The organism is Ruegeria sp. CG8 (assembly GCF_056537165.1).
On the sequence record NZ_JBQFRA010000003.1, the window covers coordinates 46,653 to 70,780 of the forward strand.

General features: G+C 63.1%; 21 protein-coding genes. 6 read left to right on the forward strand and 15 right to left on the reverse strand.

What is annotated here, in order from left to right:
* The first annotated feature begins 179 nt into the window (after positions 1-179).
* Positions 180-2,150 (forward strand): hypothetical protein, encoded by a 1,971-nt coding sequence (locus ACR0EF_RS10365; protein WP_480771324.1) that lies wholly within the window; start codon positions 180-182, stop codon positions 2,148-2,150.
* A 378-nt stretch (positions 2,151-2,528) separates the two neighbouring features.
* On the opposite strand, the gene ACR0EF_RS10370 is transcribed toward ACR0EF_RS10365, so the two are convergent.
* From ACR0EF_RS10370 to ACR0EF_RS10425, 12 genes are all read right to left on the reverse strand, one after another.
* The gene (locus ACR0EF_RS10370) at positions 2,529-3,527 is read right to left on the reverse strand and encodes a hypothetical protein (protein ID WP_170373129.1); all 999 of its coding nucleotides are present in this window, start codon (positions 3,525-3,527) and stop codon (positions 2,529-2,531) included.
* Between the two features lie 73 nt (positions 3,528-3,600).
* Positions 3,601-4,053, reverse strand: a complete 453-nt coding sequence (locus tag ACR0EF_RS10375) for an SRPBCC family protein (protein ID WP_170370423.1) — start codon at positions 4,051-4,053, stop codon at positions 3,601-3,603.
* Positions 4,054-4,159: 106 nt separating this feature from the next.
* Positions 4,160-4,972 carry an XdhC family protein gene (locus tag ACR0EF_RS10380; RefSeq protein WP_170370422.1) on the reverse strand — a complete coding sequence of 271 codons (813 nt, stop codon included), beginning with the start codon at positions 4,970-4,972 and terminating at the stop codon, positions 4,160-4,162.
* Between the two features lie 12 nt (positions 4,973-4,984).
* Positions 4,985-6,127 (reverse strand): vWA domain-containing protein, encoded by a 1,143-nt coding sequence (locus ACR0EF_RS10385; protein WP_367646423.1) that lies wholly within the window; start codon positions 6,125-6,127, stop codon positions 4,985-4,987.
* A 47-nt stretch (positions 6,128-6,174) separates the two neighbouring features.
* On the reverse strand, positions 6,175-6,975 hold the full coding sequence (locus ACR0EF_RS10390) for an AAA family ATPase (RefSeq protein ID WP_254434022.1): 801 nt from the start codon (positions 6,973-6,975) through the stop codon (positions 6,175-6,177).
* 168 nt (positions 6,976-7,143) lie between these two features.
* Positions 7,144-9,561: an aerobic carbon-monoxide dehydrogenase large subunit gene (locus ACR0EF_RS10395; RefSeq protein ID WP_170370421.1), complete on the reverse strand. Its 2,418-nt coding sequence runs from the start codon at positions 9,559-9,561 to the stop codon at positions 7,144-7,146.
* Positions 9,558-10,052, reverse strand: coding sequence for a (2Fe-2S)-binding protein (locus ACR0EF_RS10400; RefSeq protein ID WP_093963851.1), 495 nt, complete (start codon positions 10,050-10,052; stop codon positions 9,558-9,560). The genes ACR0EF_RS10395 and ACR0EF_RS10400 overlap by 4 nt, the downstream gene beginning before the upstream one ends.
* A 14-nt stretch (positions 10,053-10,066) precedes the next feature.
* A complete protein-coding gene (locus tag ACR0EF_RS10405; RefSeq protein WP_170373130.1) occupies positions 10,067-10,900 on the reverse strand; it encodes an FAD binding domain-containing protein in 834 nt (277 codons plus the stop codon).
* A gap of 133 nt (positions 10,901-11,033) precedes the next feature.
* Complete coding sequence (locus ACR0EF_RS10410) at positions 11,034-12,110, reverse strand: MHYT domain-containing protein (RefSeq protein ID WP_170342892.1); 1,077 nt, start codon at positions 12,108-12,110, stop codon at positions 11,034-11,036.
* Between the two features lie 141 nt (positions 12,111-12,251).
* On the reverse strand, positions 12,252-13,790 hold the full coding sequence (locus ACR0EF_RS10415; RefSeq protein ID WP_093963852.1) for a tripartite tricarboxylate transporter permease: 1,539 nt from the start codon (positions 13,788-13,790) through the stop codon (positions 12,252-12,254).
* A gap of 9 nt (positions 13,791-13,799) precedes the next feature.
* Positions 13,800-14,231 (reverse strand): tripartite tricarboxylate transporter TctB family protein, encoded by a 432-nt coding sequence (locus ACR0EF_RS10420; protein WP_170340610.1) that lies wholly within the window; start codon positions 14,229-14,231, stop codon positions 13,800-13,802.
* A 78-nt stretch (positions 14,232-14,309) separates the two neighbouring features.
* Positions 14,310-15,278: a Bug family tripartite tricarboxylate transporter substrate binding protein gene (locus tag ACR0EF_RS10425; protein ID WP_170361035.1), complete on the reverse strand. Its 969-nt coding sequence runs from the start codon at positions 15,276-15,278 to the stop codon at positions 14,310-14,312.
* Between the two features lie 157 nt (positions 15,279-15,435).
* Here ACR0EF_RS10425 and ACR0EF_RS10430 point away from each other — a divergent pair, with 157 nt between their 5' ends.
* Genes ACR0EF_RS10430 through ACR0EF_RS10440 form a run of 3 tightly spaced genes read left to right on the forward strand, consistent with a single transcriptional unit; the run spans position 15,436 to position 18,534 of the window.
* Positions 15,436-16,107 carry a response regulator transcription factor gene (locus ACR0EF_RS10430; protein ID WP_170370418.1) on the forward strand — a complete coding sequence of 224 codons (672 nt, stop codon included), beginning with the start codon at positions 15,436-15,438 and terminating at the stop codon, positions 16,105-16,107.
* A complete protein-coding gene (locus ACR0EF_RS10435; protein WP_170370417.1) occupies positions 16,100-17,497 on the forward strand; it encodes a sensor histidine kinase in 1,398 nt (465 codons plus the stop codon). Before ACR0EF_RS10430 ends, ACR0EF_RS10435 begins: the two co-directional genes overlap by 8 nt.
* Entirely contained in the window at positions 17,494-18,534 is a 1,041-nt protein-coding gene (locus ACR0EF_RS10440) for an ABC transporter substrate-binding protein (protein ID WP_170342553.1), read from the forward strand. Before ACR0EF_RS10435 ends, ACR0EF_RS10440 begins: the two co-directional genes overlap by 4 nt.
* On the opposite strand, the gene ACR0EF_RS10445 is transcribed toward ACR0EF_RS10440, so the two are convergent.
* The 3 genes from ACR0EF_RS10445 to ACR0EF_RS10455 are packed head-to-tail and all read right to left on the reverse strand — an operon-like array spanning position 18,531 to position 22,052.
* Positions 18,531-20,039, reverse strand: coding sequence for a heme biosynthesis protein HemY (locus ACR0EF_RS10445; RefSeq protein ID WP_170342556.1), 1,509 nt, complete (start codon positions 20,037-20,039; stop codon positions 18,531-18,533). The genes ACR0EF_RS10440 and ACR0EF_RS10445 overlap by 4 nt on opposite strands.
* A 10-nt stretch (positions 20,040-20,049) precedes the next feature.
* Complete coding sequence (locus tag ACR0EF_RS10450) at positions 20,050-21,207, reverse strand: COG4223 family protein (RefSeq protein WP_170373131.1); 1,158 nt, start codon at positions 21,205-21,207, stop codon at positions 20,050-20,052.
* A 53-nt stretch (positions 21,208-21,260) separates the two neighbouring features.
* Positions 21,261-22,052 (reverse strand): uroporphyrinogen-III synthase, encoded by a 792-nt coding sequence (locus tag ACR0EF_RS10455; protein WP_254434015.1) that lies wholly within the window; start codon positions 22,050-22,052, stop codon positions 21,261-21,263.
* Positions 22,053-22,071: 19 nt separating this feature from the next.
* Here ACR0EF_RS10455 and tsaD point away from each other — a divergent pair, with 19 nt between their 5' ends.
* Together tsaD and ACR0EF_RS10465 are read left to right on the forward strand one after the other, a co-directional pair.
* Positions 22,072-23,169, forward strand: coding sequence for a tRNA (adenosine(37)-N6)-threonylcarbamoyltransferase complex transferase subunit TsaD (gene tsaD, locus ACR0EF_RS10460; protein WP_170373133.1), 1,098 nt, complete (start codon positions 22,072-22,074; stop codon positions 23,167-23,169).
* A complete protein-coding gene (locus ACR0EF_RS10465) occupies positions 23,166-24,128 on the forward strand; it encodes an NAD(P)H-dependent glycerol-3-phosphate dehydrogenase (protein WP_170373134.1) in 963 nt (320 codons plus the stop codon). Before tsaD ends, ACR0EF_RS10465 begins: the two co-directional genes overlap by 4 nt.

Genomic DNA, 24,128 nt, shown 5'->3' on the forward strand with positions numbered 1-24,128 from the left:
TCTTAGTTTCAAGACGATAGGGCTCTGCAGACCTGTGGGTAAATAATCAAGTAGGCCAGGAATGGTTTGGCGTAGAGCAGATTAGCAGAGACCGCTCTCCCGGATGCCGCGCCAAGTCAACACCTGAGAATTAGGGACCACCATAGAAGTACAATGGTGCCATGAACTCAGGAAATCCAATGAAAACCAACTTTCCAGCGCCAATCAGTTCTACAGCTAACCTGACTAGAGGTGGTGAGCGTCCACTTGATGCTTGGCCCGCCTCTATGATCGGGGAAATGATACACACGGCGATTGCGTCCGATCAACTGGTACAAAAGCCAATAAGCTATAAAGATAATAATACCACTTACGCAGCAAACCGTCACATCTCGCTTCGCTCCCAAACCATGGGTAACTTGATAGATCGGCTCATGCAGCTTGGTCTTAGACCATCAGCGAGCCAGCTACTCGCCATTAACGATGTGGCAACGACACTGGAAAAAATGGCTGAAGCCAAATGCGAGCCTTCAGTGTACCTATCCAGTCTTGACCCTGGGGTCGGGAAGACCACAACTCTTATAGAGTTTCTGAAGTGTATTACATCATCTGACGACCACCATAATGTGGGTGTCTTGGTGTGTGTGTCACGGCTCAGCGAGGTGGGGAGGTTGTTCAAAGAAGCTGGTCTCAATGATGAGGATTTCGCAGTCCTGACCGCCGACTCTCAAACCAACCGCCTATCCAACACCGATCCCAGCCAAGCACAGGTTCTCATCACCACGCAGCAAATGCTGGCAATGCGATGTGCTGGGGGCTCCTTCTCTCACTGCAGGGATTTCCACTACCTTGGAGAGCCAAGACAGGTCAGGGTCTGGGATGAAACGCTGGAGCCGGGAGAGGTGGTCTCTCTATCCTCAGACGATGCAGGCAGCTTGTTGCCAATTCTTCGGCCTGTCAGTTCCGAGTTGGCAGACCAGGTCCAGTCAATCCAAGAACAGCTAATCTCGAGCCAAGCTGGCACGACCTTTCAACTGCCCAAAATCGACCCTGGGTTACTCAAGCGGGCTATCGGCGTCGCAAATGCTGAAGACGCCAAACGAAGGCTTGAAGCGCTTGCCTCACTCTCGGGACGTGTTGTGAGGGTTGCGAGTGGAATGGGTAGGCAACGCATTGCGCTCGACATCCGAGACGCGCTACCAAGTGATCTGGTCCCTCTTCTGGTCCTCGATGCCTCGGGTCGGGTGCGCCAGACCTACAGCCACTGGGAGAAGCAGAGGGGAACGCTGAAGCGTTTGCGCTCTGCACCCAAGTCCTACGACCAGCTGATCATCAGTGTCCTCGACCAAGGGGGAGGGAAAGACAGCTGGCACAAAAATGGTGATCAACTCGCTATGGAAGTTGCTACGCTCGTCGACAGCAAGCCCGATGAAGAATGGTTGGTCATACATCACAAGGATGCCAGAGGGGTCGATCCGAAGGACTTGATCTGCAGCTACATGCAGACTGATCCTTCCCGCGTCCACTTCCTGCACTGGGGCGCTCATCAAGCAACCAACGAGTTCAAGGACATCCAAAATGTAGTCTTGGCCGGGACGCTCTTCCTGCCAGAAAGCCACTATGAGGGTCTGAGCTACGCCTCAACTGGTCGCTCCCTCGAAGAAGCTCTTCCCTGTGATCTCATCGCCAATGTTCGTCTTGGGGAGTATGGACATGCAGTGCTGCAAGCGCTCTGCAGGGCCTCAGTGCGAGGAAGTGACGGGTCACGATGTCTGCCCTGCAATGCTTACATCATCGCTTCCCCGAAGTCAGGCATCCGAAAGGCGCTAACCGAGTGGTTCCCTGGTTGTCGGATAAAGACTTGGAGACCCGCTCACAAGCCGCTTCGGGGCAAGGTTGGTGACGCTGTAGACTACATCCAACGCTGCCTTCAGGAAGACCCCACAGCCCCCATCTACTTCTCGGAATTGATGGACGCTGTTGGCATTGCTGACAGGTCGAACTTCAATCGTACAATCCGAAAGAACGAGAGCTTCTTAGCTCCTGTTGAGGCGCTCGGTTTGATCGAGGTGAAGATCGGGAAGTGTAGAGGGAACAACGCTTTGCAACGCCTGTTCGGCCCTGTGGAAAGGTCAGACTACAACCCAAGACTTTTGGGGTCAAATATCTGAGTGGTCTATCTTAGGAGGGGAGGCTTCGGCTTCCCCCCCAAGCCCCCTAACATCGCCATTCATAGTGACGCTTCTCCTAAGGCTCTAAGTTGGCGGGTGACGCTTGCTTGCAACTTGAGCAATGGTGGAAGACGACAGTATCGTACCGAACCTGTGTGTCCTCGTAGCGCCCCTCCTGTAGCGTAGAACAAACCGTAGAACACATGGTGCCCGTTGACGGGGATTCGCCCCTGCTGATACCCTTTGTTTAGCTGAGGCTATGGGTTGATGCGGTGCCTGTAACGGGAGCTGAACGCAGAAGCGGGACGTCTCCTGGGCACCATATCCCCGAACAGATATAACGACCGCGCAAACCACCCTCGAACGGGTGGTCGGCTCTCATTCCGTCTTCTGCAATTCCTCCATCTCGCGGCGACGGATCTTTGCCTGAGACCGCACCCGCTTGATGAATTGCTGGGGAAGGTCCGGTCCGCGCAGCGCCGCGTAGGCCTCGCTGGTCGGGTCGCCGATCAGGTCGGCGTATTTGACCCATGTGCAGAAGGCGAAGACATCGCGCAGGCTCACATGCTCACGGGTGTTGCTGTCCCGGGCCTGTGCCGGAAGCTTGATCGACCTGAAATAGGCCTTTTCGATAGCGGGCCATTGCGGATCGGGAACGAACTCGGGCGCGTCATCGGTTTCCGGAAATTTGAATGCCGGATACTTCTGCCCGTATTCCGAACATCCGTGCGAGATCTTGCTGCTGATTCCTTCAATCCCGTGCTTGGCCTGAAGATCGCGGAACGCGTGCAGGCAGGCGCGCACGTCATCAACCGTGTCGCAATAGATATAGGCCTTGTACGGGAACTTGATCCCGTCGCGCAGCTCGATCATGCATTTGCGGGCGTTGTCATTGGGTAGATCCAGCTTCAGCAACAGGGCATAGGTCTGGAACATCGCACGCAGGTCATGCGGCAATATCTGTACCTTGTAGCAGTCATTGCAAAGAGCCGGGATAGCGCCGGTCTCTTTGAAGAAGTCCAGAAAAACGCCGCAATAGGCGTTCTGCCCGCGTACCTTGAGGACGCGCCCGGAAAAGACCTGCCCGATCGGCACCGCTTGCGAAACGCCGCGGCTTCGCAATGCAGCCAACCATGCGCGGTACTGTTTGACCATGTGCTCGGGCTCAAATAGTTCCGCCTGCCAATCGGCGCCCAGCGAGGTAACGATGTCCGCTTGTGCCGCAGAGAAACGCCCAGCCGAACCCGGAGCCTTGGGCGTATGTTCCAGCCGTGTGACCAACTGACGAATCGACTTGAGGTCAGCGGGCTTCATCACCAGCCAATTCTCAAGTTCGGCAATTTTCGAGGTGGGGGGCACCACTGTCTCCTGCTGCATCAGCGCCAAATACTATGCAGGTGCATACCCCCCTCACGCAATTCGTCAACCGGAACGGCGCCGGGCGCCTGCCTCAGGCAGCGGTTTGCGCGGATACGACCTCGCCGAACCGGGTGAAGAACTTGCCCGAGAGCTTCTTGGCCGTCCCGGCGATCAGACGACTGCCTAACTGGGCGATCTTGCCCCCGACATCAACCTTGGCGGTATAGGTCAGAACGGTCTCGTCACCATCTTCGGTCAGCGTGACGTCCGCACCACCCTTGGCAAAACCTGCGGCTCCACCTTTGCCCTCGCCCACCAGCGAAAACCCGTCGGGGGCGTTGGTCTGGTCCAGCGTCACCTCGCCAGCGAAACGCGCCTTCACCGGACCGATTTTCAGAACCACCTTGGCCTCAAGCTCGTTGGGGGCGGTCTGGGTCAGCTCTTCGCAGCCGGGGATGCATTCACGCAGAACCTCGGGATCGTTCAGCGCGCGATAAACCGCGTCCCGGGGGGCAGCAATGCGAATTTCGTCAGTCAGTTCCATTGGGTATTCCTCTGCTCAGCAACATCTGGGAAAGACACGCAGCGCCTGTTCCGTGGCATCCTCGGGGGTTTGGGCGGGTCGGGGCGGCCATAGCCGCGCCACCCAGCTACGCAAGTTTTTCATCATGAGTTGTCTCCTCGGCGGTGTCCGCATTTCGCCAGCGCACGATCTCGGCCAGGATGGACAAAGCGATTTCATGCGGATCAATGGCCCCGATATCCAGCCCGGCAGGCGACTTCAGGCGCGCAACCTTCTCGGTGTCCATGCCCTGCGATACCAACCTGTCCGTCAGAACCTTTGCCTTGCGCTGGCTGGCCACCATCGACACCCGCCTTGCCGGCGTACCCAGCGCAGAGGCCAACGCTGCCCGGTCGTTCTGGCCTTGCGAGGCGACGACCACAAAATCGCGGGGCTCAACCCCCAACGCATCCACGTTGTCTGGGTCGAAACATGATTGCGCAGCCGCGTCTCTGGTCTCAAACGATACGAACACGCGCAACCCGGCCAATGCCGCATGAGCCGACAAAGCATGGGCAATCGGGGTGTCGCCAAAGATCACTAGGCGGGGCGCGTGTTGATAGGGCTCGACAAGCAGGTCGACCGTACCGCCGGATGGGCAGCCACTCTTGAAGGTCTGAACGCCATCCGGATCGGTCATTGCCACCACCTTGTCCGAGGGTTTCACGCGGATCATCCGCGACGCACCGCTAGCCAGCGCTTCCTGGGCCGAGGCGCGCACCGCACGCTGGACACAGGCTCCGCCCAGATGGCCGAGGATCCGGCCGTCCCGGGTAATCGCCGCCTTGGCGCCCGCCTTGGCCGAGGTCGCATCTGCCGTCCGCACCACCGTTGCGACGCAGAACGCCTCGCCGCTGCTGCGCAACTGGTCAATCGTGTCGAAAATGTCGAAACCAGGCATGATCGGTTCCTCTCACAACTTTTGAAACTCGGGCTCCAACGCGGCCAGCGCGTCGAGCGTGTTTGCCGGAAGGTGCGCATCCAGATGGGGCAAAGCAGCCTGCATGGCGGCGGCGACGGGCTGATAATTCTCCCAACCTTTTAGGGGGTTCAGCCAGACGATCCGGCGCGCCTTGCGCCGGATCCTCGACAAAGCCGCGCCCAGCGCCTGCGGGTCAGAGCTGCAATAGCCATCCGAAAGGATCAGCACGATGGTGCGCCCATTCAGCGCCCGCGCACCGTATCCGTCCAGAAACCTTTCGAGACTGCCGGAGATGTCCGTGCCGCCACCGAAACCTTCGGCCATCAGTGACAACCGCCCAGCGGCGCGCAAGGTGTCGTGGTCCCGCAACGCATCGGTGACCCGCATCAACCGCGTGTGAAACAGATAGGCATCCGCATCCGTTCCGCTGGCCACAAGGCCCTTGAGAAAGGCCAGAAATACACGCGAATAGACGGTCATGGACCCGCTGACATCGCACAGCGCGACGATCCGCATCGGGCGTGGCGGTCGGGCACGGCGAAACAGCTCCAAAGGCTCGCCCCCGCGCGCAAGGCTCGCCCGCTGGATGCGACGCATGTCCAGCGCCGGACCCCGCCGCGCCTGTTTGCGCCTGCGCGAACGTCGATCCCGGATCGCCCGCGCCAGGGCGAGGGCCGCGGCTTCGGCCCGGCGCAGGGATTGCTCGTCCATCAACTCGCGCAGATCCCGGCGCGACAGGTTGTCGGTCCGGGTTGCGATCAGCTTGCCGTCCGTTCCTTCGGCCAGTCCATCCCCGGAATCCGGGGTGCTGGCATCCTGCGCATCGGGGGAAGCGTCCGCGGAATCTCCGCGATCTTCGGGCTGCCAGATCATCGGCTTGGCCGACTGGACCCTGACGTGGGTGTTCTGTGCGACACCGCTCCGCTGCTTGCCCGCGTTGAACCAATAGGCATCGAACAAATCGTCAAAGCGCCGCCAATCCTCGGCATCCCCGGACATCAGGGCACACAAGGCATCCCGCGCCTGTCCGACATCGGTGGCCTCGACCGAGGCCAGTGCGGCCAGCGCATCTCCGGTCTCACGCGGTCCGACCCGCAAACCGTTCCCGCGCAGATGCGCCACGAATCCCGCCATACGGTCGGCCAATCCGTGCGCTCGCGATGGAAACCGTGTTACCTGCATCACGCGACCTTTCCGATCAGGCGATCCATCACCTCGGGTGGAACGGCATCATAGTCCGCAGCGGTCTTCAGCAGACAGACCAGAGTGGCCTGTACGGCCTCGGGTGATTGGGACAGATCGTTGACGCCAAGACCCGAGAGGGCCGCGGCCCAGTCGAGCATTTCGGCAATGCCGGGTGTCTTTTCCAGATCTTCCTTGCGCAGGTTCTGAACCACTCCGATGATCTGGCGCGCCAACAGCCCTTCGACTTCGGGCATCCGTGCCCGCAGGATGGCCATTTCGGTCTCGCCGGACGGGTAGTTCAAAAAGCTGTACAGGCACCGCCGCCGCAGCGCATCCGAGAGATCGCGCGTGCCGTTTGCGGTCAGAATGACGATGGGTCGCGTTTTGGCGGAAATCGTCCCCAGTTCCGGGATCGTGATCTGAAAGTCCGACAGAATTTCAAGCAGATAGGCCTCAAATTCTTCATCCGCCCGGTCAATCTCATCGATCAAAAGAACGGGCGGATCATCGGCGCTGATCGCCTCCAACAACGGCCGCTTCAGCAGATAGTCGTCGGAAAACAGTTGGGCCTCGCTGGTTCCACCACGCGCCTCAGAGGCTCGGATGGCCAGCAGCTGCCGCTGGTAGTTCCACTCATAGATCGCGTGACTGGCGTCCAACCCTTCGTAACACTGCAAGCGGATCAAACGGGCGTCGCGCCACGCCGCCAAAGCCTTTGCCACTTCGGTCTTGCCGACACCGGCCGGACCCTCCAGCAGCAGCGGTCGTCCCAGGGTTTGGGCCAAATGCAACGCCATCGCCAACCGGTCGTCGGCAACATAGCCCTGCTGGGCCAAACCGTTCTGAACGTCACTCAGTGTCACACCAGGGTCCAATCTTCGTTTGACCAAAATATCCCGTGGGGGTCGGAGGGGGTCAGCACCCCCTCCGTTCGGTCGGACCGGGCCCCGCCGGTCCGAAACCGATTACCCGTGCATCCCCAAGCCGTTGGCGATCTTCCAGATCCGCCAATGGTCATGCGGCATGTGGCTCTGAACCAGGCCAAAGGGCCGGAACGCATCATGAACCGCATTCGAGAACGCCGGGACGCCACCCACATTCGGGCTTTCGCCGACACCCTTCGCGCCGATCGGATGATGCGGCGAGGGGGTCACCGTGTGATCGGTCGTGTAGTTGGGCGTTTCCCACGCGGTTGGCAGGAAGAAGTCCATCAGAGTACCGGTCTTGACGTTGCCCATCTCATCATAGGCAATCTCTTGACCCATCGCGATGGCCAGCGCCTCGGTCACACCGCCATGAACCTGACCTTCGATGATCATCGGGTTGATCCGGGTTCCGCAATCGTCCAGCGCATAGAACTGCCGGACCTCCCATTCACCGGTATCGACATCGATCTCCATGACACAGATATAGGCGCCGAACGGATAGGTCATGTTGGGCGGGTCATAGTAGCTGACGGCTTCCAGACCCGGCTCCAACCCCGGGATGGCTTGGTTGTAGGCGGCAAAGGCGATCTCTTTCATCGTCTTGAACCGCTCGGGCGCGCCTTTGACCGCGAACCGGTCCACGTCCCATTCGACATCGTCGTCGTGAACCTCAAGCAGATAGGCCGCGATCATCTGCGCCTTGGCGCGGATCTTGCGTGCAGCCATGGCTGTTGCAGCCCCAGCAACCGGCGTGGACCGAGAGCCATAGGTGCCCAAGCCATAGGGCGCGGTGTCGGTGTCTCCTTCCTCCAGCGTGATGTCATCGGCTGGAAGACCGATCTCGCTGGCAATGATCTGGGCAAAGGTCGTGGCATGACCCTGGCCCTGAGAGATCGTCCCCAGCCGCGCGATGGCTGACCCGGTCGGGTGGATGCGGATTTCGCAGCTGTCGAACATCCCCAAGCCCAGAATATCGCAGTTCTTCACAGGCCCTGCCCCGACGATTTCGGTGAAATGCGTCAGACCAATCCCCAGAAGTTTGCGCGTCTTGCCGGCTTTGAAGTCCTCGATCCGCTGGGCCTGCTCGGCGCGCAGGCCGTCATAGTCGACCGCTTTCAGCGCCTTGTCCCAGGCGGTGTGGTAATCGCCCGAGTCATATTCCCATCCCAGCGCGGACTGATAGGGGAACTGATCGGCCTTGATGAAGTTGATCCGGCGCAGCTCGGCCGCGTCCATGTTCAACTTGATGGCCAGAACCTCGATCATCCGCTCGATGAAATAGGCGGCCTCGGTCACGCGGAAGGAACAGCGATAGGCCACACCCCCCGGAGCCTTATTGGTGTAGACGCCGTCCACGGCCAGATAGGCGGTCGGGATGTCGTAGGACCCGGTGCAGATGTTCATGAACCCGGCCGGGAACTTGGTCGGGTCGGCGCAGGCGTCGAACCCACCGTGGTCCGCGGTTGTATGACACCACAGGCCCGTGATCTTGCCGTCTTTGGTGGCGGCGATCTTGCCCTGCATCCAGTAGTCGCGGGCAAAGGCGGTGGACATCAGGTTTTCCATCCGGTTCTCGACCCATTTCACCGGCTGACCGGTGACGATCGAGGCCACGACCGAACAGACATAACCCGCATAAGCGCCCACCTTGTTGCCGAAACCGCCGCCGATATCGGGGCTGATCACCCGGATATTGTGCTCGGCCAGGCCCGAAATCAGGGACACGACGGTGCGGATCGCATGCGGGGCCTGGAAGGTGCCGTACAGCGTCAGCTTGCCGGTCACCTTGTCCATGCTGGCCACGCAGCCGCAGGTCTCAAGCGGGCAGGGGTGTGTCCGGTGGTAATAGACCATCTCCTCGGCCACCACATCGGCTTCGGCCAGAACGGCTTCGGTCGCGTCCTTTTCGCCCTGTTCCCAGGTGAAGATGTGGTTGTGATGCTTGCGCGGCCCGTGGGCGCCTTCGGTCTGACCTTCCAGATCTTCACGCAGCACCACGTCAGATTTCAGCGCCTCGAACGGGTCGGTCAGAACCGGCAGTTCCTCGTATTCGACTTCGACCAGTTCGACGGCATCTGCGGCGACATAGCGGTCTTCTGCAACCACATAGGCCACCTCCTGGCCCTGGAACAGGACCTTGCCGTCGGCCAGCACCATCTGCTTGTCGCCGGCAAGCGTGGGCATCCAGTGCAGACCCAGCGGCGCCAAGTCCTCGGCCGTCAGAACGGCCACGACACCGGGCACGGCCAGAGCGGCCTCTTTGTTGACACTGACAACGCGGGCATGGGCATAGGGTGAACGGACAAAGGCGCCGAACAGCATTCCGTCCAGCTTGATGTCATCGACGTAGTTGCCCTTGCCTTGGGTAAAGCGCACGTCCTCGACGCGTTTGCGAGAACTGCCCATCCCCTTGAGGTTGGCTGCGCGTTCTTCGGGGGTCATGGTCTGGTCGTTCATTCCGCGGCCTCCTTCTGCGCGTTCAGCATGTCAGCCGAGGCTGAGATCGCCTTGACGATGTTCTGGTACCCGGTGCAGCGGCAGAGATTGCCGGCCATGCCAAAGCGGATTTCTTCTTCGGTCGGGTTGGGATTTTCCTGCAGCAGGCGATGCGCGCGGGTGATCATGCCCGGCGTGCAGAAACCGCACTGCAGCCCGTGATGCTCGCGGAACATTTCCTGCAGCACACCAAGGCTGCCGTCGTCATTGGTCAGCCCTTCGACGGTGGTGATATCGGCCCCGTTCACCTGCGCCACGAAGGTCGTGCAGGATTTGACGGATTTGCCATCGATATCCACGGTACAGGCTCCGCAGTGGCTGGTTTCGCAACCGATATGCGGGCCGGTGATTTTCAGATCTTCCCGCAGGAAGTGGATCAACAACGTGCGCGGCTCGGCCAGGCCTTCGACCTGCTTGCCGTTCACGGTGAGTTTGACATGCATCTTCGACATCTGTGTTCCTCCCCTCAGCCCGCGCGGCTCTGCGCACGGTCGATGGCGCGGCGCAGCATCACGGCGGCCACGTGTTTCTTGAATTCGACGGGTCCGCGGTTGTCGGCCACCGGGTCGATCGCCTCGAGCATCGCGGCCACGCAGCCGTCGACATCACCCGAAGCCAGTGCCGCGCTGGCCGCGTCAGACCAGACGGGCGTGTCGGACAGGTTGGTCATCGCCACAGATGCCTGACCGTTGCCAACCATCACTGCGGCAGCCGCGGTTGCGTAGTCGCCGATCTTGCGTTTCTGCTTTTCATAGGCCTGCCCGACACCGGGGCCGGGAACAGGGATGGAAATCCGTGTCAGGATCTCTTCGTCCTCGCGGGCGGTGAAATAGGCCGCCTCGTAGAAATCGCGGGCCGGGACGCTGCGGGTGCCATCAGGGCCGGACAGTTCGAACGACGCGTTCAGGCACTGCATCAGACCCGGCATGTCATTGCCCGGATCCCCGTTGGCCACGTTCCCGCCGACCGTACCCATGTATCGCACCTGCGGATCCGCGATCTGCAGCGCCGCTTCGCGGATCAGCGGGATCGCGTCGGCCAGACCGTCGTGAGTAATCAACTCGTGCTGCGTGACCATCGCGCCCAGGGTCACGGTATCGGACCCGACCTCGATGCCTTTGAGTTCCTCGATGGCCTGCAGGTCGACCAGATGGCCCATCTCGGCCATGCGCAGCTTCATCATCGGGATCAGACTGTGCCCGCCTGCGATCACGCGCGCTTCGTCCCCGTGTTCCTGCAGAATGCCGATGGCCGAGGCGACGTCGCCTGGCCGGTGATACTCGAAACCGGCTGGTATCATGTTTTCCTCCCTTGGCCCGTTCACGTCGGGGCCTTGGGATTAAGCAAAGTCCTGAGGGCGCGCGCAGGCTATCGCGCAGGAACGGGGGGCGCGGCTTCTTTCACGAAATGCGAATGGACTGCACGAGTTGCGATCAGAGACCCAGCGCCTCGCGGATGTCCGTCAGGCGGGATCGGCTGACCGGCACCTTGCTGAGCGCATCGACCTGGTCGAAATAACAGGTGCCGTTGTCCTTGTGCCGCTCAAACCGGGAAACGTGTCTGGGGTTCACAAGGTAACTTCGGTGGGCCCGCAAAAAGCCGTCTGGTTTCAGGCGGGTTTCGGCCTCGGTGATCGACCAGGGGCAGAACAGTTTCTCAGCGCCCATGTACAAAACGGTGTAGTGCCCCTCGGCCCGAATGGCGGCGATGCGCGCTGGTTCAGTGAAAAAGGTCTGGCCCTCGCGCTCAAACGGGACGCCGGCGCGCAGAGCCGGTTCCGGCTGCGGCGCTTCGGCCACCGGCTCGGGCCCGATAAAGGTGATCCCGGTCAGCAGGAATGCCCCGCAAATCAGGAACACCGCAACGGTCACCCCCATCGCAAGAACCTGATTGTTCAATGCCGGGCCCGCGCCACCTGCGTTGTCACTGGCGGTAAAATCGGTCAGGCCCGTGGCGACGAAGTGCATGGTGAACACGGCCAGGCCAAAACACACCGTGCCCAGCAGGATATTGCGCTGGGTGCGATTGTCGTAGGCAACCCAGATCGCCAGCACTGACAGCACCACCGAAGCCACGGTCGCGATCGCAACGTCCGATGCGGTGTAGACGGGGCGACACAGCTCCATCCCGGCCATGCCGATATAGTGCATCACCACGATACCAAGACCCACGATCACGCCCGCGCCGACAATCGTGCCCGGGCTACGCGCGCGGAAATGCAACAGCAGCAGCGCCAGCCCGACCATCAGAATGGCAACCAGGGCTGAGATCAGGGTAATCAACGCGTCATAGTAGAAAAGGATCGGCAGTTGCAGGCCCAGCATGGCCACGAAATGCATCGACCAGATGCCGCCGCCCAGAATGACCGCGGCCAGGGCGACGACGAACTTCCGCCTCTGGTCATCCAGCTTTGAGGCGCCATGCGTCAGATACAGGCCCGTGAACCCGGCCATGAGTGCGACGGCCAACGAGGCCGCTACGAGCCAAGCGTTATGCGAGTAATCCAGCATTTCGGTTTGCACGCCCTCCCCGACGCGAGAGTGACGTTAGCAAAGCGAGGTGTCTGGGACAATCTTCAGCCGAACCCTGCGGGTCACGGGCCGGCAAACGATCCGCCGCCCGACCATTTCGGCGGGCGGCGGACAGGCAGATCAATCGCTGATCGCGCCTTCTTCGTCACGACGCTGGTGCATCTTGGCCTTGACCCGGGCGCCCACGATCAGGGGCAGAACAAAGCCGATGATCGCGATTGTCCACAACCCGATGGACAACGGGCTGTCGATCAGGGTCCACCAGTTGCCGTTGTCGATGGTCACGGCGCGACGCAGGTTGTTCTCCATCGCGTTGCCCAGCAGGGTACCCAGAATGATCGGCACCAGCGGCACGTCCAGCTTGCGCAGGACCCAGCCCATCACGCCGAACCCGATCATCACCAGCAGGTCAAAGCTGGACCCGGAAATGCCATAGATGCCGACAAAGCTGACCATGGCCACGATCGGCATCAGGATGCGCGACGGGATCATCAGCACGCGGGTGAACAGGCCCACCATGGGGATGTTCATGGCCAGCAGCATGAAGTTGGCGATGAACAGCGCCGCGATCAGGCCCCAGACCACATCCGGGTTCTGCGTGAACAGCAGCGGCCCGGGCGTGATGTTCAGCGCCAGCAGCACCGCCAGCAGTACCGCCGTGGTACCCGACCCCGGAACGCCCAGCGCCAGCATCGGTACCAATGCGCCTCCGGCGGCGGCGTTGTTGCCAGCCTCGGGCGCGGCCACGCCACGCGGATCACCGGTGCCAAAGGTGTTTTTCTTATCCACCAGCCGCTTTTCCATCGAGTACGAAATGAACGACCCCAGTGATGCCCCGGCCCCGGGAAGAACCCCGGCGATGAAGCCCAGGAACGAGGTGCGCAGCATCGTCGGCGTGCAGCTCTTGATCATCGACATCGGAGGGTAGAGCTTGCCGATTTTCAGCTTGCTGCCCTCGGCGTCAGACCCGCCATGCCGGTGTTCGAGGAAAATGAACACCTCGGACAGGGCAAACAGGCCGACGATGGCCACCAGGAAATCGATCCCGTCGTACAGATGCACTTCGCCATAGGTAAAGCGCGGCACGCCCGTTTGGGTATCAACGCCGATGGTCGCCAGCCCAAGCCCCAGCGCGGCGGCAAAAGCCGATTTGGCCTGGTTGGTCGACGACACACCGCCCAGCGTCATGAACGCCAGCGCAAAAAGGGCAAAATATTCGGCCGGGCCGAACAGCAATGCCACTTTGACCAGCTGAGGCGCCAGCAGGATCAGGCCCCAGGTCGCCAGGAACGCGCCGACGAATGAGGCGATACCCGACAGCGAAAGAGCTTCACCCGCCAGGCCTTTTTTGGCCATGGGATGCCCATCCAGACAGGTCATCATCGCAGGCTCGTCACCGGGGATGTTCAGCAGGATCGACGAGATCCGCCCCCCGTACATCGCCCCGTAATAGACACTGGTCAGCAGGATCAGCGACGGCGTCGCGCCCAGCCCCAGCGTGAAGGCCAGCGGGATCAGGATGGCCACGCCGTTCGACGGGCCAAGGCCCGGCAGCGCGCCCATGACCGTGCCCAGAAAGCAGCCCAACAGGGCCAGCATCAGGTTCTGCCAAGTCAGCGCGATGGCGAACCCATCGGCCAAGGATGCAAAAGTTTCCATGATCGCCCCCTAGAAACCCAGCGGCCCTTTGGCCAGCGACAGGCCCAGAACCAGGTGGAAAATGACGTAGATGCCAACCGAGGTACCCACGCCGACCAGAACGCTTTCGATCGGGCCGGACCCCAATCGCCAGGCCAGGTAGGCCGCGGCAAAGGCCGTTGCGATGACGAAGCCCAGCTCGGGCAGCAATTCGGCATACAGGATCATGACCACCACCGCGGCGGCGATCTCGACCAGACGGCCAAGGGCCGGCCACTCCGGCTCGGCGTCCGGGCGCAGGGCGATCACCGCGCTGGACACGCCCAGAATGGCGGCGATGATCAAAGGAAAGGCCTTGGGCCCAACGGCATCGGACAGAAAGCTTTCTTCGATCGCCAGCGCGGATATCGCGAAACCAATGGCAAGAAGAAGTCCGACAACCCCGAAGATGCGGTCACTCATCGGTGTCTCCTGTTGTTCGGGAAAAAAGAGTGCGGGCGCCACGCTGTCGCGGCACCCGCCTGCACGTGAGTGGTGCGGTTACTTGATGATCCCGATCTCTTTCGAGATGGTCTGGATCTGACCGACGGACTCGGCAACGAAGTTCTGGAAGTCCTCGCCCTGCAGGTCCAGCGGAGCCAGACCGTTGGCGGCCATCACTTCTTTCCACTCGTCCGACGCATACAGGTCACCGATTTTTGCGACCCAGTCGTTGTAGGCCTCGTCCGACATGCCGCCCGGAGCGTAGAAACCGCGCCAGTTGGCGCCGATGGCATCCACACCCTGTTCCTTGGCGGTCGGGAAGTCAGCGAATTCACCGGGCAGACGCTCGGGCGCCAGAACCGCGATCACTTTGATGTCGCCGGAATCCACGAAACCCTTGGCTTCGGAAATGTCACCGGTAAAGGCCTGGACCGAGCCGGCCAGCAGCTGGGTCACCGCCTCGCCACCGCCGTCAAAGGCGATGTACTTGACCGAGCGGACATCGTCGATGCCATAGGCGTTGGCCGCGATCAGCACCTTCAGGTGGTCCCAGCCGCCCACGGCCGAACCGCCAGCAACCGAAACCGAAGCCGGGTCGGCTTTGATCTGGTCCAGCAGCTCGGGCAGGGTGTTGACGGGGCTGTCGGCAGCCACGGCGATCACGCCATAGTCGGCGCCGATCGCGGCCAGCCAGCGGACCTGATCCATGGTGTTGCCCGGATAGGCGCCCTGGGCCAGACGGGTTGCGGTTGCGGCACTTGCGGCGACAATCAGGTTGTTGTCGTCATTGCGCTTGTTCACCACCTCGGCAAAGGCCACGCCACCGCCGCCACCGGCCAGGTTCACGACCTGCATGGTCTGGTCGATCAGGCCCAGATCCTGCAGCGACTTGCCCACCTGACGGCAGGTGAAATCCCAACCACCACCGGGGTTTGCCGGTGCAATACATTCCTGAGCGCTGGCGGCAAAGCCGGTCAGGGCGAATACGGCAGCGGCTACGACGCCGCCGGTTCCAAACAGTTTCATTTGGTTCTCCTCCTAGGGTCTTCTTGGCCTGCTGTTACGCAGACGAAACCGGTCCCTGCAGGGAGCCGGGCGCGCAGCCCTTCCTTGCAGGTTGATTTTCTTTAACGAATAATGCTGTCACGAACCTGTCATGTTGCGACGGGCGTTCGGGGGGACAATGCGCGTATTGATGATCGAAGATGCCGAGGATCTGGCCGAGGGCGTCGTGGCCCATCTGGGTCGGTCCGGTGTCGTATGCGATCTGGCGACCTCGGTCGAGGCCGCGCGCGATTTCCGCGCGGTCCAGGTCTATGACGCGATCCTGCTGGACATCAACCTGCCCGACGGGTCGGGCCTGGGCTTTCTGGACGAAATCCGTGGCGGGGGTGACCGCATTCCGGTCTTGATGCTGACCGCGCTGACTGCGGTCGAGGACCGGGTCGCCGCGCTGGACAAAGGAGCCGACGACTACTTGGGCAAACCCTTCGACCAGCGCGAGCTCGAGGCGCGGTTGCGCGCGCTGGTGCGCCGAGATGCCGACCGCAAGAGCGAGCAGATCACGCTGGGCCCGCTGGTCTATGCCCCCAAGGACCGCAGCGCCACGCTGGGCGGCAAACGCCTGAACCTGACCGCGCGCGAGGCCGCCGTGCTGGACGCCCTGATCCGGCACGAGGGGCAGTTCCTGTCCAAGGCGCGGCTGTACGACTCGCTTTACGGGTTCGAGGATGCCGATGTGGGCGTGAACGCGATCGAGCTGTATATCGCCCGGCTGCGCAAGAAATTCTCGGGCAGCGGCGTGGCCATCACCACCCAGCGCGGGGTCGGGTACCGGATCGGCCTGCATGGTTAGGCCGCCCCTGCCCCACAGCCTGACCGCCCGGGTGCTGAGCGCGGTGATGCTGATCCTTGTTCTGGGCGGCGTGCTGGTCGGCCTGTCGATCTGGGCCAACGGCCGGTTGGCGGCCCGTCAGGCCTATGACCGGCTGCTGCTGGGCGCGGCCAGCGACATCGCCGAATCCGTGCGCATCCAGGACGGCCAGCCCATCGTCGACCTGCCGGTTTCGGCGTTTGAGCTGCTGGCCCAGGCCCCGGATGACCGGATCTATTACGCGGTGCGCGGGCCCGACGGGCGCTTCATCACCGGGCTGGACCCGGACACGGTGATCGCGCCCCCGCAGCCCGTCAGCCAAGTGGCCCAGTATTTCACGGCCGACCTGAACGGGGAACCGGCCCGGTTCGTCCGACTGCCCCGCCTGTTCGCCGAGCGCGACTTTTCCGGCGAAGTCGAAATCGTGGTCGGGCAGACCTTGCTTGCGCGGCGCGCGATGACCGCCGGGCTGATGCTGGATGCCCTGCTGCCGATGGCGGCTGCCGGCGCGTTGCTGCTGATCATGTCCTGGTTCGTCACCCGTTCGGCGCTGCGCCCGCTCGAGGCGATGTCGGACGACCTGATCCGCCGCGACCCCTATGACCTGACGCCCGTGGCCAGCGACGGTCTGCCGCGCGAATTGCAGGTCATGATCGCGGCGATGAACCGGTTCATGGGGCGACTGGACCGGCAGGTTCTGTCGATGCGCAACCTGATCGCCGACACCGCCCATCAGTTGCGCACCCCGGTCGCGGCGATCCGGGTGCAGGCCGAAATCGCGCAGGCGGATCCGGATGCCCCAGCTCGCCACCGCGCGCTGGACCGGCTGCTGAATCGCACGCGGTCGCTCGGAACACTTCTGGATCAGCTGTTGTCGCGCGCGATGGTCATCCACCGCATCGACAGCGCCCCGCGCCTGCTAGTCGATCTGCGCGAAGTGGCGCTCGAGGCGCTGGAGCAGAGCGACCACGAGGTGATCGCCCCCGGTGTCGAGGTGCATCTGAAAATCGGGGAAGACCCGGTCTGGGTGCGGGGCGATGCATTCTCGCTGGGCGAGGCCACCAAGAACTTGCTGGGCAACGCGCTGCGCCACGGCAAGGCCCCGGTCAGCATCGGGGCCAGCCTGGACGGTGGCCGCGCCGTTCTGTGGGTGCGCGACAGCGGCCCGGGGCCGGAAACGTCGGTCTCTGCCCGGCTGGGCGACCGGTTCAACCGCAACGCAGGCTCGGGCGAGGACAGCAGCGGGCTGGGCCTGTCGATCGTCAAATCCACCGCCGAAGCCTTTGACGGCACCGTCGAGATGACCCGCACCGATGACGGGTTTTGCGTATCGCTCAGCTTTCCGGCCGCCACCGAAGGAACAGGCGCATGATACGGTTTCTGATCCCGCTGACCCTGTGCCTGCTGATGCCCGCTTCCCGCACTGCTGCGCAGGAGGCAGTGACCGAATTCGGCACCGGGCCTACCCCCCTGCTGGTGCGCTCGACCACGGATATCGGGATCATTCGCCCGGTGATGGAGCAGTTCGCCGCGCAAAACCCCGACCTGACCATCACCTATGAACAATGGGGCTCGAACGCGCTGTTCCAGCACAGCAAGACGGCCTGCAAGACCGGCGACAGCCCGGCGGATGCGGTCTTCTCCTCGGCGGTTCAGCAGATGGTCTGGTTGGTCAATGCCGCCTGCGCCCACCGCTACAGCTCGGCCCTGACGCAGGCGCTGCCCCCGGCCCGGCGCTGGCGGGACGAGCTGTGGGGGATCACCACCGAACCCGCGGTCATCGTCTACAACAAGGACCGTTTGGACGATCTGGAGGTGCCGCGCAGCCGCTTTGCCCTGCTGGACGCGATGCGCACCCGCCCCGACCTGCTGCGCGGCCGGGTGGCGACCTATGACATCGCGGCCTCGGGGCTGGGGTATCTGTTTGCCTATGGCGACAGTCTCGAGGCGACCACCTTCGGGTCACTGATCGAAGGTTTCGCGCGCATAGATGCCATCGCCACCTGTTGTTCCGCCGAGATCATTCGCGACGTTGCCGAGGGCCGGTTCCTGATCGCCTACAACGTGCTTGGCTCATATGTCGCGAATGCCCAGGACCCGGCAGTTGGGGTGATCCTGCCCGAGGACTACACCCTCGTCCTGTCCCGCGCCTTTCTGATCCCGAAGAATGCAGGCAACAGCGCCGCCGCAGCCCGTTTGCTGGATTTCCTGCTTTCTGCACAGGCGCAGGACTTGCTCGCAACCTCGGGGCTTGTGTCCCGAATGGACTCGGCCGAGACCGGACTGACGCCCAGCGCACGACGGTTCATCCCCCTGTCGCCCGCCCTTCTGGTGGCCAGCGACCCGAACCGCCGGGCAGAGTTGTTCAAACTGTGGAACGACGCGTTCGACGTCGAAACCGCCCGCTAGGCCGGTTTCGGTCCGGCGTCTTCGGTCTCAGGTTCTTCGGGGGCCTGGTCTGCCATGCTGGCATCGACAATCTCAGGCTCGGGGATATCCTCGACTTCGGCGTCCTCGGCCATATCCGAGCGGTCTTCCAACGCCCCCACGATCAGAGGCAGCATGTGAACACCCGTCGCCGAGGCGATCTCGGGGGTTTTGGGGGTCTGCCAGCTGAGCGTGTCAAAGCTGTGACAGTTGGGGCAGACCGGCGCCCATTCAGCCTCGATGTCATGGCAGTTGTCGCAAACCCATTGCGGCCCGCGAGGCGCATTCAACGCTTTGGCCAGCCAGCCCTGTACCACCGCGTCCGAGGCCCCTTCGCCGCGCTCGATGGCGGCCATCAGGGTATAGGCTCGGGCATCGGCACCTTTCTCGACCACATCTCCAAGCGCCCGGCGGGCCTCGGGAAAGTCTTCGGCGACGATGTTCAGCTCGGCCAGGATCAGGCGGGTTTCCAGATGTTCGGGATGGATGCGCGTCAATGCCGTAAAGCGCTTGACCCGTTCCTCGGCGGTTTCGTCGGGCACGATCTCGGCAAAGGCATGGGCCAGATCCGGATGCGGCTGCGCCTCCCATGCCTTTTTGAGAATCTTTGTCGCGGCGCGCGGCTTGCCCTTGGAGATGTAGGCCCGTGCGGCCATAGCCGCCGCCGGCACCAGGTCGGGTGAGAGGCGGTTCGCCTCGATCGCGCGCTCCTGCTGTTCGACACTGGCGGTTTCATCCAGAATTCCCTTGGCCTCGGACAGCGCCAGAACAGCGTCGCGTCGCTTGAACACATCACGCGGCAGCGCGCCCGACTTCAACTTGGCGGTCAGGGTCGACCGTGCGCCGGCCCAGTCCTGCGCCTTGGTCTGCAGTTTCAGAAGCACATCCTGCGTTTCCTGATGCCGCGGCTTTAGCGCCAGTGCTTTCTCGGCGAGTTTGCGCGCGGTTTCATCATCGCCCTCGGCCAACTTCTGTTTCATGATTCCGCGCACGCCGACGAAACGTGTGGCCTGATCCGTCACCAGTTTCTTGTAGGTTTCCGAGGCCTTCTTGGTGTCACCGACCATTTCGGCCGCCTGGGCCACCAGAAGGTTGGTCAGCTCCGGCTTGTTGAGCAGCCGTTCGGCCTTGTGCGCCATCGTCATGGCCGTCCGCCCCTCGCCCGAGGCCAGCGCCATCAACCCGTCAGCCAGCGCCTGATAGCCCCGTTTCTCGCGGCTGCGGTCGAAATAGCGCGAAAGGGCAGTTTCATCACCGTTGAGGAATTTCAGGGTCGCAATCAGCAGGTTGAGCAGCTTGAAGAACAGCCAAACCGCCAGAACCAGCAGGCCCAGAGCGATCACCGACTGCAGCGGGCTGAGCGTGACCTCGGTTCCCATCGCGGTGATCTGGATGCCACCGCTGGTTTCCATCAGAACGCCTGCCCCCATGGCCAGAAGGCCGACGATCGCGACAAAAACCAGGATCTTCAACAATGACCAGAGCATGGCGGGCCCCTCAGTTCGAGTTCACGCTTGTCACAAGCGCATTGGCGGCTTCGACCGCGGATTGGCGGGTTTTGGCAGCCGCGATCCATTCGGCCATAGCTGGCTGCGCCGATTCCGGAAGCGCGCCCAGCTCGGTCAGGGCCGTGCTGATGTCACCTTTGCCCAACGCGGCCTCCGCTCGTGACAGGATGGCGTCGGGATCATTGCCGTCTTTTGGCGAAACGGACCGGGCGCCGGTCTGCCGCTGAAGAAAGGCGACGAGGCCCGTTCCCTTGTCGGCTTCGCGCGCATCTGCCAGCGCAGTTCGGGCGGCAGGCGCAAAACTCTCGCGCAGATCCGTCAGTGTCGGCACACCTTCGCCGGCCGGAGCGGACAGGGCTTCCGGCACCTGCACGCCGCCGGTCTGCAACTGGGCCACCAGATCGGCATAGGGTGCGCCGGCATCCAATTGACCCTGAACCTTGGACAGCACGGCCAGGTTCTCTGCCGCCTGTGCCCGGGCTTGGGCCTGCGCGTCCAGGGTTTGCGCTTCGGCGACCATCTTTTCGACTTCGGCACGCTGGGCGGCCAGCGAATCCTGCAGCTTTTTCAGCTCGGCCTCGACGGCCGCAACCGTTTCGGGCGAGGCAGCGTCGGTCAACGGTCGTGCCTCAAGCTGTGCGACGCGTTGCGCCAAGGGATCAACCTTGCCGGACAGATCGTCGACATTGGATTTGAGCGCGCCAAGATCGCTTTCGATCGGCGTCAGCTTGGCGCTCAGCGCCGCGATATCAGCGGACGGGTCGGGAACTTCAGACAATTGCTTGCTCAGGTCAGCCAGTTGCTGAGCCTGGTCGGTCACCTTGGTCTCAAGCGCTGCAATCGCCTCGGACGGATCGGACCCTGCCGGCCAAAGCAGATCGCTGCGTCCGGCGGCGAACCCCAGCGCCGCCGCGATGACGCCACCGATCAGCGCCGGCATGAACCCGCTTCGCTTGGCCTCAGGTTGCTGATCGGTTGCCGTAGCCCGTTCGGCTTCGGCTTCGGCTTCGGCTTCGGAAGGGCTTTGTTCAACCCGATCTTCCGGGTTAAGCGTGTAGGCGTCAGTCTTGGCTTCGACCGCTTCGGGCACCTCATCGACCTTGGGGTCGTCGGCCGGTTTCTGGTCTGTGTCTTTCTTGGCAGCCACCGTCACTTCCCCCTGTCGATTCCCATAAAACCTGACGCGCAGACGCGTCCAAGTTAATCCGCGCCCATCGCACCCTCAAGCCGGATCGCGTATTTAACGAGTTTTTTCACGGCTTTCCGCATTTTCTTGGGCGTCGGGCGTTTGGCAATCCGCAAACAGGCAATCGCCAAGTTTTCAAGGGGCTCGGCGGTCGGTTCGCTCATCACGGCGACCAAAAGCGGTGCCGGTCCGGGCCAAATGTCGGCAAATTGTCGCGCGGTCCGCGGCGAGAACAAGGGCGCAATCACCGGGGCCGAACCAGCCGCAGCCGCCCGGGCCTCGGGCGTCAAAGGCAGCAAATGCTGGCGATAGACCGGCTGTTCCCGCACGGTCAGGCCCAGTTCGGTCAGCCGGGCCGCGATGTTTCCCCGGCTGTGTTCGCCGCGCAGATGCAGCAGCGGGCTGTCCGGGCGCTCTTTGAGCAGTTTGGCGACCAGTTCCTCGGCGGTTTCGCCGGCCATCCGGGCCTCCCACCCGGCCTGGCGGGCTGTTTCGGTGGTGGCCGGCCCCACGCAATAGGCGGGTAGATCCCGGCGCACATCCTGCGCCGCGGCGGCCGCCACGCCATTGGCCGAGGTGAAGATCAGGCCCCGGACTCCGGTCGTGTCCACCGCCTGTTCCATCGGTCGGATATCCAGCAGCGGGGAATAGATCACCTGGACCCGCGACCGCAAACGTTCGGGCAGCTGCGCCACGAACCTTTCCGAGGCGGCGCGGGGGCGGGTCATCAACAGGTACACGGGCGGGCGTTCGGGCCTTGAGGATTGTTTGCTGCGGCGCGGGGTGATACCCCGCGACCAGATCATGATGCAATGGTTCAGGCCGATGGTGCAAACACTTACCGTTCTGGGATTGGAAAGCAGCTGCGATGACACGGCGGCGGCCGTGGTGCGGCAGACCGAGGGCGAACCGGCGCAGGTTCTGTCTTCGGTCGTGCATGGCCAGACGGAGCTGCACAGCGCCTTCGGCGGCGTGGTGCCCGAGATTGCGGCCCGCGCGCATGCCGAAAAGCTGGATGTCTGCGTGCAGCAGGCGTTGGAGCAGGCGGGCCTGACCCTGCAGGACATGGACGCAGTCGCCGTGACCGCCGGGCCGGGACTGATCGGCGGGGTCATGTCGGGCGTGATGTGCGCCAAGGGGATCAGCGCGGCCACCGGCCTGCCGCTGATCGGCGTCAACCACCTGGCCGGCCACGCGCTGACCCCGCGGCTGACGGACGGGATCGCCTTTCCCTACCTGATGCTGCTGGTGTCCGGCGGGCATTGCCAATACCTGATCGCCCACGGTCCCGAGCGGTTCACCCGGCTGGGCGGCACCATCGACGACGCCCCGGGCGAGGCATTCGACAAGACCGCGCGCCTGCTGGGCCTGCCCCAGCCCGGCGGCCCCTCGGTCGAGGCCGAGGCGCGCGATGGCGACCCCAAACGCTTTCGTTTTCCGCGGCCACTGCTGGACCGGCCCGGATGCGATCTGTCCTTTTCCGGGCTCAAGACCGCCTTGATGCGGATGCGCGACCAGATCGTGGCCGAAAAGGGCGGGCTGACGCGTCAGGACCGCGCCGATCTGTGCGCCGGGTTCCAGCAGGCGGTCGTGGATACGCTGGCCGAGAAGACCCGCCGCGCCATCGCCCTGTATCTTGACACCAGCCCTGCCGAGCCGGTGATCGCTGTGGCCGGGGGCGTTGCGGCAAATACGGCCATTCGGACTTCGTTAGAGTCTATTTCCGCGGATTCCGGCGCGCGGTTTACTGCCCCGCCACTGCACCTGTGTACCGACAATGCGGCGATGATCGCCTATGCCGGGTTGGAACGGTTCCGGCTTGGCGCGCGCGACGGGCTGGACCTGACCGCCCGGCCCCGCTGGCCGCTGGACCAGACCAGCCCGGCCATGCTGGGCGGCGGGCGCAAGGGAGCCAAGGCGTGAGTGTTTCGGTTCTAGGAGCCGGCGCCTTCGGCACCGCGCTGGCGATTTCGCTGGCGGGCAAGGGTCCGGTCACCTTATGGGCCCGGTCGGGCGAACAGGCGCAGACGATGCAGGCGACCCGCAGCAACGACGCCCGCCTGCCCGGTGTCACCCTGCCCGACGCCATCACGGTGGCCGCTGAAATCACCCTGGCCTGTCAAAGCGACGTGTTGTTGCTGGCCGTGCCCATGCAAAAACTGCGCGATGTCCTGTCGGACCATGCGGCGGACCTGCAGGGTCGCACCCTGGTGGCCTGCTGCAAAGGCATAGAACTGTCCACAGGCCTCGGTCCGATTGCCGTGATCGAACAGGTGCTGCCCGGTGCACGCACTGCCTTGCTGACCGGGCCCAGCTTTGCCGATGACATCGCGCGCGGGTTGCCCACGGCGCTGACCCTCGCCTGCGCCGACGCGGACCTGGGCACCCGGCTGCAACAGGCCCTGACCACCGCCAACCTGCGTCTCTACCGGACCACCGACGTGACCGGGGCCGAGCTGGGCGGGGCCTTGAAGAACGTGATGGCCATCGCCTGCGGGGCCTGCATCGGCGCGGGTCTGGGGGACAGCGCCCGCGCGGCCCTGATGACGCGCGGCTTTGCCGAGATGCAGCGCTTTGCCGCGATGCGCGGCGCCCGGCCCGAGACGCTGATGGGCCTGTCGGGTTTGGGCGATCTGGTCCTGACCTGCTCGTCCGACCTGTCGCGCAACTTCCGGTTCGGCCTGTCGCTGGGCCGCAACGAGTCCTTTGACGCCGCGACCACCGTCGAAGGCGTGGCCACGGCAAATGCAATGGCCGCCATCGCCGCGGCCGAGGGGCTGGACATGCCCATCTGCCAGACGGTGGCGCAGCTCAGCCGTGGCGCCTACAGTGTCGCCGAGGCCCTGCAATCCCTGCTCAATCGCCCACTCAAGGAGGAATGA